Annotated in this window: 13 protein-coding genes, 1 pseudogene and 1 riboswitch; of the genes and pseudogenes, 5 read left to right on the forward strand and 9 right to left on the reverse strand. The window is 67.4% G+C overall.

Going from position 1 to position 16,435, the window contains the following annotated elements:
• Positions 1 to 321, reverse strand: a pseudogene (locus B2U11_RS02335) (hypothetical protein); the annotation flags it as partial.
• Between the two features lie 151 nt (positions 322 to 472).
• On the opposite strand from B2U11_RS02335, the gene B2U11_RS02340 reads away from it, so the two are divergent.
• The 3 genes from B2U11_RS02340 (at position 473) to B2U11_RS02350 (ending at position 5,914) form a co-directional block, all read left to right on the forward strand.
• Positions 473 to 1,288: a potassium channel family protein gene (locus B2U11_RS02340; protein ID WP_292069620.1), complete on the forward strand. Its 816-nt coding sequence runs from the start codon at positions 473 to 475 to the stop codon at positions 1,286 to 1,288.
• An 82-nt stretch (positions 1,289 to 1,370) separates the two neighbouring features.
• Positions 1,371 to 3,554 carry a prolyl oligopeptidase family serine peptidase gene (locus B2U11_RS02345; RefSeq protein ID WP_292069622.1) on the forward strand — a complete coding sequence of 728 codons (2,184 nt, stop codon included), beginning with the start codon at positions 1,371 to 1,373 and terminating at the stop codon, positions 3,552 to 3,554.
• Positions 3,555 to 3,706: 152 nt separating this feature from the next.
• Entirely contained in the window at positions 3,707 to 5,914 is a 2,208-nt protein-coding gene (locus tag B2U11_RS02350) for a prolyl oligopeptidase family serine peptidase (RefSeq protein ID WP_292069624.1), read from the forward strand.
• A gap of 35 nt (positions 5,915 to 5,949) precedes the next feature.
• On the opposite strand, the gene B2U11_RS02355 is transcribed toward B2U11_RS02350, so the two are convergent.
• The 4 genes from B2U11_RS02355 to B2U11_RS02370 form a co-directional block, all read right to left on the reverse strand.
• Complete coding sequence (locus B2U11_RS02355; RefSeq protein WP_292069626.1) at positions 5,950 to 6,189, reverse strand: DUF6980 family protein; 240 nt, start codon at positions 6,187 to 6,189, stop codon at positions 5,950 to 5,952.
• A gap of 2 nt (positions 6,190 to 6,191) precedes the next feature.
• The gene (gene typA / locus B2U11_RS02360) at positions 6,192 to 8,024 is read right to left on the reverse strand and encodes a translational GTPase TypA (protein ID WP_292069628.1); all 1,833 of its coding nucleotides are present in this window, start codon (positions 8,022 to 8,024) and stop codon (positions 6,192 to 6,194) included.
• Positions 8,025 to 8,169: 145 nt separating this feature from the next.
• Positions 8,170 to 8,865: a Crp/Fnr family transcriptional regulator gene (locus tag B2U11_RS02365; RefSeq protein WP_292069631.1), complete on the reverse strand. Its 696-nt coding sequence runs from the start codon at positions 8,863 to 8,865 to the stop codon at positions 8,170 to 8,172.
• Positions 8,866 to 8,984: 119 nt separating this feature from the next.
• The gene (locus B2U11_RS02370; RefSeq protein ID WP_288760176.1) at positions 8,985 to 9,185 is read right to left on the reverse strand and encodes a hypothetical protein; all 201 of its coding nucleotides are present in this window, start codon (positions 9,183 to 9,185) and stop codon (positions 8,985 to 8,987) included.
• A gap of 104 nt (positions 9,186 to 9,289) precedes the next feature.
• On the opposite strand from B2U11_RS02370, the gene B2U11_RS02375 reads away from it, so the two are divergent.
• Both B2U11_RS02375 and B2U11_RS02380 read left to right on the forward strand, forming a co-directional pair.
• The gene (locus tag B2U11_RS02375; RefSeq protein ID WP_292069639.1) at positions 9,290 to 10,198 is read left to right on the forward strand and encodes a DUF1206 domain-containing protein; all 909 of its coding nucleotides are present in this window, start codon (positions 9,290 to 9,292) and stop codon (positions 10,196 to 10,198) included.
• Between the two features lie 79 nt (positions 10,199 to 10,277).
• A complete protein-coding gene (locus tag B2U11_RS02380; RefSeq protein ID WP_292069641.1) occupies positions 10,278 to 10,961 on the forward strand; it encodes a DsbA family oxidoreductase in 684 nt (227 codons plus the stop codon).
• 186 nt (positions 10,962 to 11,147) lie between these two features.
• Here the strand turns inward: B2U11_RS02380 and B2U11_RS02385 are convergent, their stop codons facing one another.
• The 4 genes from B2U11_RS02385 to thiC all read right to left on the reverse strand — a co-directional run bounded on the left by B2U11_RS02385 (position 11,148) and on the right by thiC (position 16,112).
• Positions 11,148 to 11,984 (reverse strand): hypothetical protein, encoded by an 837-nt coding sequence (locus B2U11_RS02385; RefSeq protein ID WP_292069644.1) that lies wholly within the window; start codon positions 11,982 to 11,984, stop codon positions 11,148 to 11,150.
• A 168-nt stretch (positions 11,985 to 12,152) separates the two neighbouring features.
• Positions 12,153 to 12,803: a DUF4276 family protein gene (locus tag B2U11_RS02390; RefSeq protein ID WP_292069645.1), complete on the reverse strand. Its 651-nt coding sequence runs from the start codon at positions 12,801 to 12,803 to the stop codon at positions 12,153 to 12,155.
• On the reverse strand, positions 12,800 to 14,134 hold the full coding sequence (locus B2U11_RS02395) for an AAA family ATPase (protein ID WP_292069647.1): 1,335 nt from the start codon (positions 14,132 to 14,134) through the stop codon (positions 12,800 to 12,802). Before B2U11_RS02395 ends, B2U11_RS02390 begins: the two co-directional genes overlap by 4 nt.
• Before the next feature lie 67 nt (positions 14,135 to 14,201).
• Entirely contained in the window at positions 14,202 to 16,112 is a 1,911-nt protein-coding gene (gene thiC, locus B2U11_RS02400) for a phosphomethylpyrimidine synthase ThiC (protein ID WP_292069648.1), read from the reverse strand.
• 53 nt (positions 16,113 to 16,165) lie between these two features.
• A riboswitch (TPP riboswitch) is annotated at positions 16,166 to 16,275 on the reverse strand.
• Positions 16,276 to 16,435 lie beyond the last annotated feature (160 nt).

Genomic DNA, 16,435 nt, shown 5'->3' on the forward strand with positions numbered 1-16,435 from the left:
GGCGACCTGACGCTGGCGGCCGGCTCCATGCTCAATATGGAACTGGGCGCGCCCGGCTTCAGCGACCGCATCAACGTCAGCGGCGACCTGTCGCTGGACGGAACGCTGAACCTGAGCCAGAGCCTGAACGCCGCCGACGGCGCCGTCGGGCTGGGCTATTATCGTCTGATGACCTATGGCGGCGCGCTGGGCGGCGCCGGTCTGGCGGTCGGCCAGGGCGCGCACCTGGTCCTCCGAGGGCGTGAACGGCCGCGCCAGCGCATCGACCACGACGAAGTCGTTGCCGGCGCCGTTCATCTTGACGAAGGGACGAGAGGTCATGCCTCGCCATATAGTCGGATGCGTCGTTCGGCGAAATCTCTGACCGGTTTCGACCGTTCGGCGGTCGGAAGCGTTGGACAGACGGCGCGCCAGACGATTGAGTGGCGCCCGACAACGGACGCCGGCGCAGCCGGGACCAGCGGATACCGATTTGCCCTCCACCAAAGCCTCTGCCGACTCCAATGGCCATCCGCGGGACGACGGGCTGCGCCTGCGGGCCAGGCTGCGCTACCTCTACCAGGGCTCGCACCCGCCGGCGGTGCGGTTCCGGCTGACGGTCATCGTCATCGACCTGGCCATCATCGGCTTCTTCCTGGCCGCGCCGATCCTCAGGAACATGGGCTGGGCCTTCTATGTCATCGACTATCTAATCGCCGCGCTCCTCGCGATCGACCTGGCGGCGCGGGCCTACGCCTGGTCCGACATCAAGGACTGGCTGAAGCGGCCGATCGTCTGGGTGGACCTGTTCGTCCTGGCGACCCTTCTGTTCCCCACATGGTTGTTCAACCTGGGCTTCCTGCGGATGCTGCGGCTGTGGACCCTGCTGAACTCGGACTTCTTCTGGCGCACCGTGGGCCGCAGGTTCGACGACACCCGCGTCGAGGAGATCACGCGCGCCCTGGCCAATCTGGTGACCTTCGTCTTCGTGGCGACCGGCTTCGTCTATGCGACCTTCCGGGGGCACGACGGCATCGCCGGCTATGTCGACGCGCTCTATTTCACCGTGGCCACCCTGACCACCACCGGCTTCGGCGACGTGACCCTGCCGGGGCCATGGGGGCGGCTGTTGTCCATCGCCATCATGCTGGTGGGCATCACCCTGTTCCTGCGTCTGGCCCAGGCCTTCATCCGTCCCAGCAAGGTCGCCTACCCCTGCGACCGTTGCGGCCTGCAGAAGCACGACCCCGACGCCGTCCACTGCAAGGCCTGCGGCAATCTGCTGTGCATCCCCGATGACGGAAGATGACAAAGCCGTAAGGATCGGACCCGCGCCTTGCCGGTCGGGCCGCCGCCGTTAAGGTGCCGCCTTCGTTTTCGGGGACCCCGCCATGATCCGTTCGTCCGCCGCCGCGCTCGCGGCCCTTCTCGCCTCCAGTTCGTTGAGCGCCGTCGCCATGGCCCAGCCCGCCCCTTCCTCCGCCTCCGCCCAAGCGCCCGCCCCAACGGGTTTCGCCACCAGCGAGGCGACCGACCCCTACATCTGGCTGGAGGACGTCGAGGGCGCGCGGGCGATGCAGTGGGTGCGCGAACACAACGAAAAGAGCCTGGGCGTGCTGCAGGGCGATCCGCGCTACGAGCCGCTGCACCAGGAGGCGCTGGCCATCGTCCAGGCCAAGGACCGCATCCCGGGCGTGGGCTTCAACCGGGACGGCACGCTGAGCAACTTCTGGCAGGACGCGGACCACGTGCGCGGCGTCTGGCGCCAGACCACGGTCGACAGCTTCCGCACCGACGCGCCCCAGTGGGACACCATCCTGGACATCGACGCCCTGGCCGCGGCCGAGGACGCCAACTGGGTCTACAAGGGCGTCAACTGCCTGGGCCCCGAGGAGCGCCACTGCCTGGTCAGCCTGTCGAACGGCGGCAAGGACGCCACGACGCTGCGCGAATTCGACGCCATAGAGCGCACCTTCGTCGAGGGCGGGATCGTCCTGCCGGAATCCAAGGGCGGGGCGGCCTGGATCGACCGAGACACGCTGCTGATCTCGCGCGACTTCGGCGCGGGCACCCTGACCGATTCCGGCTATCCGATGACGGTGCGGCTGCTGAAGCGGGGCCAGGCGCCGGACCAGGCGCCGGTGATCTTCACCGGCCAGCCGACCGACGTGGCCGTGTCCGGCTACACCCTGCGCGACGCCGACGGCGCGGTGAAGGCGGTGCTGATCAACCGCGCGGTCGACTTCTATTCGTCGGAGACCTGGCGGTTGAGGGACGACGGGTCTCTGGTCCAGCTGGCCCTGCCGGCCAAGTCGGACATCAACGGCCTGATCGATGGCCGGCTGGTGGTCTCGCTGAAGCAGGACTGGACCGCGCCGTCGGGTCAGGCCTTCCAGACCGGCGATCTGATCGCCTGGCCGCTGGACGCCTGGCTGGCCGATCCGGCGACGCCGGCGCAGCTGGTGCTGCGCCCGACCGAGCGTCAGTCGGTGGAAGGGATCAACGCCACCCGCCACACCCTGGTCGTGGCCCTCTATGACAATGTGCGCGGATCGGTGCGGGTCTATCGCCCCGGCGAGACCGAATGGACGCACACGACCCTGGACCTGCCGCAGAACGTCTCGGTCGGCGTCGGCTCGGCCTCGGAAACCGACGACCGGGTCTTCGTCAGCGTCACCGGCTATCTGAACCCGTCCAGCCTGTGGCTGGCGGACGCCGCGACGGGCGATGTCGAACAGATCAAGTCGATGCCGGCCAAGTTCGACGCCACGGGTATGACGGTGGATCAGCATCAGGCCCGCTCGGCCGACGGAACGATGATCCCGTACTTCGTGGTGCACAAGGCGGACATGCCGCTGGATGGCTCGAATCCGACGCTGCTCTACGGCTACGGCGGCTTCGAAAGCTCGCTGCTGCCCGGCTATTCGGCCACGGTCGGCAAGCTGTGGCTGGAGCGGGGCGGCGTCTATGTCATCGCCAATACGCGCGGCGGCGGCGAGTTCGGACCGCGCTGGCACGAGGCGGCCCTGCAGCAGAACCGCCAGCGCGCGCACGAGGACTTCCAGGCCGTCGCCCTGGACCTGATCGCGCGCGACATCACCAGCCAGCCGCACCTGGGAATCATGGGCGGCAGCCAGGGCGGCCTGTTCATGGGAGCGATGCTGACCCAGCGCCCGGACCTGATCAATGCGGCGGTCATCCAGGTGCCTCTGTTCGACATGCTTCGCTTCCACAAGCTGCTGGCCGGCGCGTCGTGGATCGGCGAATACGGCGACCCGGACATCCCCGAGCAGCGCGCCTGGATCGAGCGGTATTCCCCCTATCAGAACCTGCGCGCGGGCCAGCCCTACCCCGAGGTCTTCATCCATACCTCGACCAAGGACGACCGCGTCCACCCCGGCCACGCCCGCAAGGCCGCCGCGCGGCTTGAGGAACTGGGTTATCCGGTGCTGTTCTACGAAAACACGGACGGCGGCCATGCGGCCGGCGCCAACCTGCAGGAAACGGCGCGCCGCATCGCGCTGGAATACACCTACCTATCGCGCCGACTGATGGACACGCCGGCGCAGGAATAGTCTTCTTTCCAACCGCTCATCCCGGCGGAAGCCGGGACCCAGTGCTTTCATGAGCTTCGGCGGCTGGGATGGGGTTGACTGCGAACGGGCGGCGCCGAACGCCCAAAGGTCTGGGTCCCGGCTTCCGCCGGGATGAGCGGAGAGTTTAAGCCATGCGTCACCTGATCCTGTCCGCCGCCATTCCGGCCCTGTTGATGGGCGCCTGCGCCACGGCGCCCGTCGCGACCGGCGCCCCGGCGCAGCAGAGCGCCCAGCGCGGGCCGGCGCCCCACTTCCCCCGCGACCTGACCCCGGCGGGCGTCGCGGCGGCGGACGATCATCTGGCGCTGGAGCAGGTGGACGGCGCCGAGGCCCAGGCCTTCGTCGCCGAGGAGAACCGCAAGTCCCTGGCCGCCCTCACCGGCGACCCGCGCTACGAGACCTTCCGGGAAGAGGCGCTGGCCATCCTGACCGCCGAGGACCGCATCCCCATGCCGTCCTTCCTGGGCGACGGGATCGGCAACTTCTGGCAGGACGCGGCCAATCCCAAGGGCGTGTGGCGGCGCACGACGCTGGACAGCTACCGCACCGCCCAGCCGCGCTGGGAGACGCTGCTGGACATCGACGCCCTGGCCAAGGCCGAGGGCAAGGACTGGGTGTTCAAGGGGGCCGACTGCCTGGCCCCGGACGAGACCCGCTGCCTGGTCAACCTGTCGGACGGCGGCAAGGACGCGGTGGTCGTGCGAGAGTTCGACCTCACGACCAAGACCTTCCTCGCCGACGGCTTCAACCTGCCGGAGGGCAAGCATCGCATCGAATGGCTTGACCGCGACACCCTTCTGGTCGCCACCGACTTCGGCGCCGGAACGATGACCGAATCCGGCTATCCCTTCATCGTCAAGACGTTGAAGCGCGGCCAGGCCCTGGCCCAGGCGACCGAGGTCTATCGCGGCGAGCAGGGCGACGGCGGCTACGGCGTCAGCCCGGCGGTCTATCGTGACAAGGACGGGGCGGTTCAGGCCGTCATCATCACCCGTCCGCTGGACACCTTCCGGTCCGAGACATGGGAGCTGGCGAACGGTCGGCCGGTGAAGCTGGCGACGCCGGCGCGGGTGTCGATCCACGGCGTGCTGGGCGGCCGGCTGGTGTTCTCGGCCGAGGAGAACTGGTCGTTCGGCGGCCGCGAGCGTCGGTCGGGCGACCTGCTGGCCGTGCCGCTGGCGGCGCTTCGCGGGGAAGCGAGCGCCAGCGCGGCGACGACCAGCGACGCCGCCGAGCTGGTCCTCCGCCCCGAGGCGCGCCAGGCCGTGTCCGACGTGCGGGTGCTGTCGGACCGTCTGGTCGTCGCCTACACGGACAACGTCCGGGGCCGCGCGGCCGTGTTCAGCGACCGGGGCGGTCAAGCGTGGGGGCGCGTCGACATCGCCGTGCCGGACAACCTCGCGGTCGGCCTGGGCGATTCCTCCAAGTCGCGCGGAGAGGTCTTCGTCTCCACCCAGGGCTTCCTGGTTCCGCCGACGCTCAGCCTGGCCGACGCCGACGCCGCCACCCTGACGGCGTTGAAGTCCGCGCCGGCCAAGTTCGACGCCGTCCGCGACGTGACCGAACAGTATGAGGCGACCTCGACCGACGGGACCAAGATTCCCTACTTCATCACCCGCCCGCGCGACCTGGCGATGGACGGGACGGCGCCGACCATTCTGTTCGGCTATGGCGGCTTCCAGATCAGTTTGAACCCCGCCTACAAGCCCGAGATGGGCAAGCTGTGGCTGGAGCGCGGCGGCGTCTTCGTCCAGGCCAACATCCGCGGCGGCGGCGAGTTCGGGCCGGACTGGCATCAGGCGGCGCTGGACGGGAACCGGCAACGCGCCTTCGACGACTTCGCCGCCGTCGCCCGCGACCTGGAGCGGCGCGGCATCACCAGCCCGCGTCACCTCGGCATCTACGGCCGATCGAACGGCGGGGTCCTGACCTCGGTGTCCATCACCCAGCACCCGGAGCTGTTCAACGCGGCGGTGATCGAAAGCCCGCTGATCGACATGCTGCGCTATCACGAGCTGCCGGCCGGCGCCTCGTGGATCGGCGAATACGGCGACCCGCGCATCCCCGAGGAAGCCGAGTGGATCGCGAAATATTCCGCTTATCAGCAGCTGCGACCCGAGGTGGACTACCCCCGCGCCTACATCACCACCAACACGCGCGACGATCGGGTGCACCCCGGCCATGCCCGCAAGTTCGCCGCCCGCCTGGGCGACCAGGGCCACGACCATCTCTATTATGAGGACACCGCCGGCGGTCACTCCAACGACGCCGACCCGGTGGCCAATGCCCGGCGCTGGGCTCGCCACTACGTCTATCTGGCTCAACAGCTGATGGACTGACACGAAAAAGGGGAGCCGCATCGGCGGCTCCCTAATCACTCCTCCTCGGGAGGGAGTGACGAAAGATCGATCGGACCGATCTCGGGCAGCTCTTTTCCGCACCAAGGGCAGAAGCTGATCTCGATAATCGAGCTCGAACCATCGTGGACAATCAGGCCGAACCCGCCGCGAACCTGGGCGATCAGAGCGTCGGGGCAGTCGAATCTGTCCGCGTGTTGATCGCATGTCTGGCCCAGGTCGTAGGCCATCCGTTCGCAGCAGGTGTTGTCGACCACGGTCAGTCGGCGCGGACGCGCTTCTTGCGGAAGGAGGGGTTCAGGACCTCCTTGCGCAGGCGGATCGACTTGGGCGTGACCTCGACCAGCTCGTCTTCCTCGATATAGGCGATGGCCTGTTCCAGCGAGGGGCGGCGCGGCGGGGTCAGGCGCACGGCCTCGTCCTTGCCCGAGGCGCGCACGTTGGTCAGCTGCTTGCCCTTGATCGGGTTGACGTCCAGGTCGTCGGAGCGGCTGTTCTCGCCGATGATCATGCCCTGGTAGGTCTTTTCGCCGGCGCCCACGAACATGACGCCGCGCTCTTCCAGGTTCCACAGGGCGTAGGCGGCGGTGTCGCCGTCGGAGTTGGAGACCAGAACGCCCTTCAGGCGGCCCTCGATCGCGCCCTTGTGCGGCTCGTAGTGGCTGAACACGCGGTTCAGCACGCCCGAACCCCGCGTGTCGGTCAGGAACTCGCCCTGATAGCCGATCAGCGCCCGCGACGGGCAGTTCAGCTGGATGCGGGTCTTGCCGGCGCCCGACGGACCCATGTCGCGCAGCTCGGCCTTGCGCTGGCTCAGCTTCTCGATGACCACGCCGGTATACTCGTCGTCGACGTCGATGACGACGTCCTCGATCGGCTCCAGACGCTCGCCGTTCTCGCCGGTCTGATAGACCACGCGCGGGCGGCTGATCGACAGTTCGAAGCCTTCGCGGCGCATGTTCTCGACCAGAACGCCCAGCTGCAGTTCGCCGCGGCCGGCGACCTCATAGGCGTCCGAGCCGGGCGTCTCGGTGATGCGGATGGCGACGTTGGCCTCGGCCTCCTTCAGCAGGCGGTCGCGGATGACGCGCGACTGGACCTTGTCGCCCTCGCGGCCGGCCAGGGGGCTGTCGTTGACGCCCACGGTCATGGAGATGGTCGGCGGGTCGATCGGCTGGGCGTCCAGCGCCTCGGTGACTTCCAGGGCGCACAGGGTGTCGGCCACGGTCGCCTTGGACATGCCGGCGATGGCGACGATGTCGCCCGCCACCGAGCCCTCGTCCAGCGGCTGGCGCTTCAGGCCGCGGAAGGCCAGGACCTTGGTGATCCGGCCCTGTTCGATCTGCTTGCCGTCGCGGTCCAGCGCCTTGATCGGCATGCCGGGGACCGCCTTGCCGCTCTCGATCCGGCCGGTCAGGATGCGGCCCAGGAACGGGTCGCTCTCGATCAGCACGTTCAGGATGCGGAACGGCTTGTCGACGTTCTCGGCCACCGGGGGCGGCGGCACATGGTCGACGATCAGGTCGAACAGCGGCGCCAGGGTGTCGGACGGCTTGTCCATGTCCAGCGTCGCCCAGCCGTTGCGGCCCGAGGCGTAGATGTGGGGGAAGTCCAGTTGCTCGGGGCTGGCGCCGATGGCCTCGAACAGCTCGATGGTCTCCAGGTGCACCCGGTCCGGGTCGGCGTGGGCGCGGTCGACCTTGTTGATGCACAGGATGGGCTTCAGACCCATCTTCAGCGCCTTGGTCAGCACGAACTTGGTCTGGGGCATGACGCCTTCCTCGGCGTCGACCAGCAGGACGCAGCCGTCCACCATGCCCAGGATCCGCTCCACCTCGCCGCCGAAGTCGGCGTGGCCGGGGGTGTCGATGATGTTGATGCGGGTCTCGCCCGCCTTGCCGTTCCACAGCACCGAGGTGGCCTTGGCCAGGATGGTGATGCCGCGCTCGCGCTCCTGATCGTTGGAGTCCATGGCGCGCTCGGTGGTGGCCTCATTGGCGCGGAAGACGCCGGACTGGGCCAGGAGCTGATCCACCAGGGTGGTCTTGCCGTGGTCGACGTGGGCGATGATGGCGACGTTGCGCAGGTTCATTTTGGGCTCGGGCGGACTGTGTTCGGCCGCGGGATATCCGCGCCGCTGCAGAAAGGTGCAGGTAAATGGGGGGAGTGTTCGGGGCGCCTCTTACAGGCAAGTGCTCGCGAACGCCAGTGCAGGCGCGCCACGGCGCTGGGACGGGTCAGCCGGCCCGAGGGCGGAAGACGTCGCCGGCGCGGTAGCATTCGCAGGCGGCGTGCTCCAGGGCGTCGCGGTCCAGCACCGTGATGCGGCCGCGCGAATAGGCGATGGCCCCCGCCTTCTGCAGTCCCTGCGCCGCCTCGTTCACCGTGGTGCGCTGCGAGCCCAGCATCGAGGCCAGATACTCCTGGGTCAGGTTCAGGGTGTCGCCCTCGACCCGGTCGTGGCAGCGCAGCAGCCACTTGGCGAAGCGACGCCCGGCGTGATGCAGGGCGTTGCAGGCGGCGGACTGTTCCAGCTCTCCCTGCAGCCGGGCCAAGTAGTCGGCAAGGCTGTCGCGGACGGCGGGGCGCTGGGCGGCCAGCACGCGCAGGCGCTGGGCCTCCACGCGTTGGGCCGAGCCGGCGACCTGGGCCACGCTGCGGGTGTGGGCGCGTTGGGGGGTCAGGGCCGCGACCACGCCCAGCACGCCCTCTCGTCCGACCATCAGCGTCTCCACCGTGCGCCCGTCCTCCAGCACCGCCACCGAGGAGCAGAAGCCGCTCTCGATGAAGTGCAGATGCTCGATGGGGTCGTCGGGCTCGGCGAAGACCTGGCCGTGGGCGAAGTCGATCGGCGTCGCGAGGGCCAGCAGGGCGGCGCGGTCCTCGGGCGCCATGGCGCTGAGCAGGAGATTTCCCGGCGGATGGTGACGCATGAATTCGCGCATACGGCGATTGTTTGAAGGCGTCTGTCGGAACCCGACACAGCGTTGCAGTAATTTCGGACCGTTTCTGGGGACAAGTCGTTGAATTCGCGGCTTGTGTACGCGACCGATCACACCGAACCGAGGTTTGCACGCTCCAGTCGGCCGACGATGCGATCGCCGTCGTGGACCTCCACCCCCGCGCAGGAGGCGTGTCGGGCCAGCAGGGCCGCGGCGGCGCGCAGGGCGTCGTGATCGTCGGCCCCGTCGTGGAAGTCGAGCAGGGGGCGGCGGCCCTCGTCGTCGAAGAAATGGAGTTCGTAGATGCGCATTTCAGGCCCCGGACAGCGCAGGATAGGCCGGATCGGCGACCGGCGTCTGTCGGAAGCCGACAGAGGCGGAGCCTTTGCCGTCGGCGCGGCGTTGACGCCCGGTCATGATCGCCTTCGCCCCCATCCGCCGCGCCGCCGCCCGCCTGGGAGAGACCGCCCGTCGCCGGCTGCCGCTGGCCCGGCGGACGCCCAGGCTGGCGACCCTGGTCGAGTGGGCCGCGCGGATCGGCTATGGCGCGCGGGGCTTTGTCTATCTGTCGGCGGGCGCGCTGACCCTGCTGGCGGCGACGGACCGGATCGGGGCGGCGGTCGGCACCGGCGGGGCGGCGGGCTGGCTGGCCGAGCAGCCATTCGGGCGGCTGTGGCTGGTGCTGCTGGGCCTGGGCCTGTGGGCCTTCGTCGGCTGGCGCGTGCTGCAGGCGGTGTTTGACGCGGACCATGAGGGGACGGACCTGAAGGGCTGGGCCACGCGGGCGGGACAGGCGCTGAGCGGGCTGTTCTACGGCGTCCTGGCGGCGGGGGTGTTCGAGTATCTGGACGAGGTCGGCGAGGCGGTCAGCGCCTCGGCGGAGCGGGCCGAAAGCGTGGCCGAGAACCAGGAGAAGGCGGCGATGCTGCTGGGCCTGCCCTTCGGCGGGGCGCTGCTGGCGACGGCCGGGCTGGTCGTCCTGGCGGTCGGGATCGGCAACATCGTCCGGGCCTTCCGGGACGACTTCGACGCCGCCCTGGCCTGCCCGGAGGCCTTGTGCCGGCCCGCCTCGATCCTGGCGCGGGCGGGCTATGGCGCGCGCGGCTTCGCCTATCTGCCGCTGGGCGTCTTCGTCATCCTGGCCGGACTGCACACCCGCGCGGGCGAGGTGACGAGCACGGCCGGGGCGCTGGAGGCGCTGGAGGCCCAGCCCGGCGGATCGTGGATCCTGGGGCTGACGGCGGCGGGGCTGATGGCCTTCGGCGCCTTCGCCTTCGTCGAGGCCCGCTGGCGGCGCATCCGCGCGCCGCGCGAACTGGGCTGAGCGACGAGCCGGGGGCTGGCGCCGGCTGATCGCGTCGCCATATCCATCGCAACACCTGCTGTTCCAGAAGGCCGCGCCGATGACCGACACCGCCCCGACCCCCGCCCGCTCGAAGACCCTGAAGATCGACTTCGTCTCCGACGTCGTCTGCCCCTGGTGCGTGGTGGGGCTGGGCGGGCTGGAGACGGCGCTGGAGCGGCTGGAGCCCGAGGGGATCGCCGCCGACATCGCCTTCCAGCCGTTCGAACTGAACCCCCAGATCGCGCCCGAGGGAGAGAACATCGTCGACCACATCGGTCGCAAATACGGCTCGACCCCCGAACAGTCCGCCGCCAACCGCGCCATGATCAAGGCCCGCGCGGCGGAAGTGGGCTTCGACATGCGGATGGGCCCCGACAGCCGCATCTGGAACACCTTCGACGCCCACCGCCTGCTGCACTGGGCGCACGAGACGGCGCCCGACCGGCAGAAGGCGCTGAAGCACGCCCTGTTCACGGCCCACTTCACCGAGAACAAGAACATCACCGACGCCGGCGTCCTGACCCAGGCGGCGCAAGACGCGGGCCTGGACCGCGCCGAGGCGGCCGAGGTGCTGGCCTCGGGCCGCTACGCCCAGGCCGTGCGCCAGGCCGAGGAGCTGTGGCGGTCGCGCGGCATCACCTCGGTGCCCGCCGTGGTGGTCCAGGACAAATATCTGATCTCGGGCGGCCAGCCGCCGGAGGTGTTCGAACAGGCCCTGCGCCGGATCGCCGACGAGGCGTAGGCCTTCCTTTCGTCATCCCCCGGCTAGCCGCGCAGAGGCGCAGACCGGGGGACCCAGCGGCGCGCGAGAGCGCGAACCTGTCGCAGATCAGCGTTCAAACATCGCGCGACGGATAGATTTCGCCTTCGGCGCCGCTGGGTTCCGGGTCTTCGCTGCGCTTCGCCCGGAATGACGAACGGAGAAAAATCACGGCGGGCCGGTTTCGGACTCCGCCGCCGGAAAAACAGGGTCTGAATAGTCTGAATCGTCTGAAATCGGCGCCCGCTCCAGGGCGTCGAGAACCGCCAGGCTCTTGTCGATCAGGCGCCGGCCGGTCGGGTCCGAGGGGTCCAGGTCGGCGACGGCGCGGACCAGGGTTTGGACCGTGCGGGCCTTGGCCATAGCGGTCGCCTGGGGGTCGGGAGCCTTCACGGGTTTAGGCGCAGGCTCTGGCTTGGGCGGGGCGGCCGTCGCCTCGGCGGCGCGGGCCAGGTCCGACAGGCGCGTGTGCAACCGCATCCAGCGGGCGGCCTCGGCGGCCCGGCCGCGCAGCACGGCGCGGTTCAGCCGCACCAGGGCGTGACGCGCCATCCGGGCGTAGTCCAGCAGATCGGCCTCCTCCTCGGCGCCCAGCTCGACCGGCTCGGGATCGGGCTGGTCGATGCGGCGCCAGCCCTGGGAGCGGGCGCGGGCGCGAAAGGTCGACAGGGCCAGGCCGTGCCGGTCGCACACCGTCTCGGCGGCGTCCCCGGCCAGATAGTCCGCGCGCGCCCGCGCCCACGCCGCCTCGGACACCCGGCGATAGCCGCCGCCCCGCTCATAGGGATCGCGCACGGGCCGCCCGTCGTACAGCGGCCGCGCCGGGTCGCGGGGCGCGTCGTCATGGGGCGCGGCCTCTGGCGGCGTATCCTCGGAAGGCCGGTCGACGAAGTCCTCATTGGTCAGGCGGCCGTCCCAATAGTCATAGGGCGCCCGGCCCTCGTCGGCGCCCGACCCCTCGACGCCGGGGCCATAGCCCGGCCAGCCGTCCACATCGCCTTGCATGCGCCCCTCCGACGCCGATCCGCCCCAGCGGCGGGGCCGGGGCATTATGAGGCGGCCGGGAGGGGCGTTAGGTCGATTGGCGTTCGGCGGCGGAAAGGCGAGGAAATTCAGCGGTCGGAGCGGCGGAATTGGGATGGCAGGCATTCAGGATCTCCCGATAGGGACAGATCAGTGAATGCAGTTAAGAGAGCGCAGTGCCGCGATGACTTGGTTTTCGAACTGCCTGAAAGAATCGGAATGCCTCAAAGAATTGAGGTCCTGGCGCTGGGCAATTGCTGGAAACATCTGGCTGGAGCTTTGCGGCCGTCTACGGCCTCTAACAGCGTCCGCAGCAGCTTTCAGCGTAGCTTTTGGATCCACAATGCGTTCGGCTTCGGCCGCGTTCCTAGGCAATCCAACATCATGAATGTTGCCTGTGTATCCGAGCACCGCTGTCACGGCCATGGGATCAGCCAACAACCAAGCTTCAGTTTCGTGTCTTGGAGCGATCACTATACAGCGTTCCGGAGGCCACCCACATTGTGCCAGGAGTGCTGCCTTGTATTCCTCAGCAGTACCGGCGGCGGCCTGCGCGAGCGCCCTCCCGCCGGTGTCAGCGTGGATGAAAATCAGGTGGTAGGCATCGCCTTCACCGCACACAGCGACAGCCACATCATTTGGACCCCCTCTCTTTAGCCTAACAGCGGGTGTCGCCGGTATCACCGTGTTCCTCGCGGGGGATGATACTACCAAATCTTCCATTAGTCGCGGGATTAAAACCTCGAAGTAGGCCTGATCAGTAGAGCCCTCATAAATGGCTCCCCACGATACGTATGTCACGCTGCATCCGTCACATTTTGGAGAACGCGCTCGATCTCACTTCTTGTAAGGTGTTTCTCCGGATCAAAAAGATCAGGTGAGGGTGTTACGCCGCTTCTCATTCGCGTACGAACGCTGCGCTTTCCTGAGGCTGCGTCTACCTCTGCTACACTATCTGCCATAACAATTTCTGAGTCATGAAGGGATTCCATGACTTTCGGGGAATGGGTATTAAGAAGAACTTGGAACAGAGGCACATCTGGATCTGATATATATCCTGTGGCAGACCTAAGAAATTCGACAAGCAAAGGCAATCTACCTTCGTGGATGCCGTTCTCTGGCTCCTCAAAACATAACGTGCCTCTACGATCCGTGTCATTAAGGACCGTTAGTAGAGCCAATAGTCTCAAAGTGCCATCAGATATAACTCTAGAACTGAAATCCATGTCCCCCGAGAAGCCTAAACGAAATGCATACTGTCTACGTGCTGAGTCTTCGCTTACAGAAAGCTCTCTGACGGATGGTATTAGAGAAGAGAGGTCAGCTGCGATATCGGATAAAACGCCGTTAGGCCGGGCTGGCTCTTGGGTTTCTTCCTTAAGTCGCGCCAAAACTGCTGAAAGATTTGATGCGTCCGATCTCAGTTCTCTATCTACAAGCCGGTCGTTGGCATCGCGGGCAGATCTAGGGTTTATCTCCAAGAATCTTATGTTTTGGAGAAAGTTTCTAAGCGCATAGAGGTGTGGAAACTCAGATGTTGTTATAGTGGAAAGTGCCGAGCGAGACGCCTCTCTCAGAGATAGTCGCATTGGGCGGCCATGTTTTTGGCGTCCATCTTGGCGCACGAGGATAGCATCCTGTGTGTCATCAACTTTGATGAACGGTGCAATTCGTGAGTTATAGTTGATCTTGCGTCCCTTAAGGTAAGTCGCTCGATCCTCTGCCCGCGAGATCGGTCTGCACGTCTCGTGTCGGACATAAATTCCCCGAGGAACACCATCGGATCCTCTGACAAGCTGGAGGCTAATCTCGTATCTGAGACGTTGCGCGGGAGTTTGGTAGGCGGTTCCGAATGCGTCGACGCCATCACGATCTAACAGGACTTCCAAAGCGAAAGTCATGCAGTCGGTGATGCCTGCCGGAGTTCTTCTAAACAATTCCTCCGGTTGCCCCCGGAGATCAACCATAGCAGATCGTGCGTCGGTCTGTGATAACAGGGATACAAAGCGTAGAGCGTCAAACAAATTCGACTTGCCGCTTGCATTCGGCCCCACCACGGCGGTCAGCGGTTGAAGGTCGAGCCCAAAGTTCTCGAAGCTTTTAAATCCGTCGATTTCTATGCGGGTGAGCACTGCGTATCCTCGGAAATTCTCTCGGCTGACCTTCACACAACGACGGCCTGAGCGAAAGCGATTACCCTCACACCTTCACCTCCACCACCCCGCCCCCCGCGCGGAACTTCGCCGACATCTCCGCCATCCCGGCCTCCGCGTCCGCCAAACTCCCGCCCGCGTCGTTCTGGGCCGCCGCGGCGTCGCGGATGTCCTGGCTGATCTTCATGCTGCAGAACTTGGGGCCGCACATGGAGCAGAAGTGGGCCGTCTTGTGGGCCTCCTTGGGCAGGGTCTCGTCGTGGAACTGGCGGGCGGTCTCGGGGTCTAGCCCTAAGTTGAACTGGTCTTCCCAGCGGAACTCGAACCGGGCGCGCGACAGGGCGTCGTCGTGGGCGCGGGCGGCCGGGTGGCCCTTGGCCAGGTCGGCGGCGTGGGCGGCGATCTTGTAGGTGATGACGCCGTCCTTGACGTCCTGACGGTCGGGCAGGCCCAGATGCTCCTTGGGCGTGACGTAGCAGAGCATGGCCGTGCCGAACCAGCCGATCATGGCCGCACCGATCGCAGAGGTGATGTGGTCGTAGCCCGGCGCGATGTCGGTGGTCAGCGGCCCCAGCGTATAGAAGGGCGCCTCGTGGCAGTGCTTCAGCTGCTCGTCCATGTTCTGCTTGATCTTGTGCATCGGCACGTGGCCGGGGCCCTCGATCATGACCTGGCAGCCGTGGTCCCAGGCGACCTTGGTCAGCTCGCCCAGTGTGCGCAGCTCGGCGAACTGGGCTTCGTCGTTGGCGTCGGCGATGGAGCCGGGGCGCAGGCCGTCGCCCAGGCTGAAGCTGACGTCATAGGCGCGCATGATCTCGCAGATCTCGTCGAAGCGCTCGTAGAGGAAGCTCTCCTTGTGGTGGGCCAGGCACCACTTGGCCATGATCGAGCCGCCGCGCGAGACGATGCCGGTGACGCGGTTCGCCGTCAGCGGCACGAAGGGCAGGCGCACCCCGGCGTGGATGGTGAAATAGTCCACGCCCTGCTCGGCCTGTTCGATCAGGGTGTCGGCGAAGATGTCGAAGGTCAGGTCCTCGGCCACGCCGCCGACCTTTTCCAGCGCCTGATAGATGGGCACGGTGCCGATGGGGACCGGGCTGTTGCGGATGATCCAGTCGCGGATGTTGTGGATGTTGCGGCCCGTCGACAGGTCCATGACCGTGTCGGCGCCCCAGCGGGTGGCCCAGACCAGCTTGTCGACCTCGTCGTCCACGGTCGACAGGACGGCGCTGTTGCCGATGTTGGCGTTGATCTTCACCAGGAAGTTGCGGCCGATGATCATCGGCTCGACCTCGCGGTGGTTGATGTTGGCCGGGATCACGGCGCGGCCGCGGGCGACCTCCTGACGGACGAACTCGGGCGTGACGAAGTCGGGGATGGACGCGCCGAAGCTCTCGCCGTCGCGGACGCACGGGGCGGTCTGTTCGCGGCGCAGGTTCTCGCGGATGGCGATGAACTCCATCTCGGGCGTGACGACGCCGGCGCGGGCGTATTCCAGTTGGGTGACCGGGCGGCCGGACACGCCCCTGAACACGCGGTGGTTCGCCGTGTCGAAGCGCGGGGCCAGGTGGCGGCCCGAGGCGTGGCCGTTGTCCTCGGGCCTGACCTCGCGCGGGGCCTCGACCGGGGCGATGTCGCCGCGCGCCAGGCGCCAGTCGGGGCCGACCACGGCGTTCAGGCCGCGCTTGATGTCGATGCGGGCGTCGGGGTCGGTGTAGGGGCCGGACGGGTCGTACATCGTCACCGGCGGCTCGTTGGCGCTGGGGTGGACGCGGACCTCGCGAAAGGGGACGCGCAGGTCGGGATAGAGTTCGCCCGCCACATAGACCTTGTGTCCGCCCTCGCGCGGGCCGGTGGGGATGCGGCCGTGTTTGTCGGCGACGGCTTTGCGCGCTTCGCTGAGAGGGAGGGTGGAGGATTCCGGCTCGACCGGGGTGGCGGGGACGTGGACGTTCATGGCGGCCTCTTCTCAAAAGAGGGACCGCCGGCGCGGTGGAGGACCTCGCGCGGGGGCGGGGCCGTGTCTCTTCCCTTCGCCGGCATGACCCGGATCAGGTTCGACCGGTCAAGGGAGGGACCCTTATCTCAGCGGCTCGATTGCCGCCCCCGGGAGAACAGGCGGCCACCTTAACCCAGGGTCACGGCGCCGACCAGCCCTTGACCGAGACGGCGGCGCGGCTGGGGTCGGAATCGAAGCGGAGATAGGCCTTGGCGCGGCCCCGGCCGGGGACGTAGTCCAGCGTCGCGGTCGCGGTCTGGTCGCCCAGCACCCCCTCTATG

Source organism: Brevundimonas sp. UBA7534 (assembly GCF_002479325.1).
GTDB lineage: Bacteria > Pseudomonadota > Alphaproteobacteria > Caulobacterales > Caulobacteraceae > Brevundimonas.

What these genes read in the sequence shown, in the direction of transcription:
- B2U11_RS02345 (WP_292069622.1), top strand. Translation starts at nt 1,371, where the DNA reads ATGATCCGTTCGTCCGCCGCCGCGCTCGCGGCCCTTCTCGCCTCCAGT.
- B2U11_RS02350 (WP_292069624.1), top strand. Translation starts at nt 3,707, where the DNA reads ATGCGTCACCTGATCCTGTCCGCCGCCATTCCGGCCCTGTTGATGGGC.
- typA (WP_292069628.1), bottom strand. Translation starts at nt 8,024, where the DNA reads ATGAACCTGCGCAACGTCGCCATCATCGCCCACGTCGACCACGGCAAG.
- B2U11_RS02365 (WP_292069631.1), bottom strand. Translation starts at nt 8,865, where the DNA reads ATGCGTCACCATCCGCCGGGAAATCTCCTGCTCAGCGCCATGGCGCCC.
- B2U11_RS02370 (WP_288760176.1), bottom strand. Translation starts at nt 9,185, where the DNA reads ATGCGCATCTACGAACTCCATTTCTTCGACGACGAGGGCCGCCGCCCC.
- B2U11_RS02375 (WP_292069639.1), top strand. Translation starts at nt 9,290, where the DNA reads ATGATCGCCTTCGCCCCCATCCGCCGCGCCGCCGCCCGCCTGGGAGAG.
- B2U11_RS02380 (WP_292069641.1), top strand. Translation starts at nt 10,278, where the DNA reads ATGACCGACACCGCCCCGACCCCCGCCCGCTCGAAGACCCTGAAGATC.
- B2U11_RS02385 (WP_292069644.1), bottom strand. Translation starts at nt 11,984, where the DNA reads ATGCAAGGCGATGTGGACGGCTGGCCGGGCTATGGCCCCGGCGTCGAG.
- thiC (WP_292069648.1), bottom strand. Translation starts at nt 16,112, where the DNA reads ATGAACGTCCACGTCCCCGCCACCCCGGTCGAGCCGGAATCCTCCACC.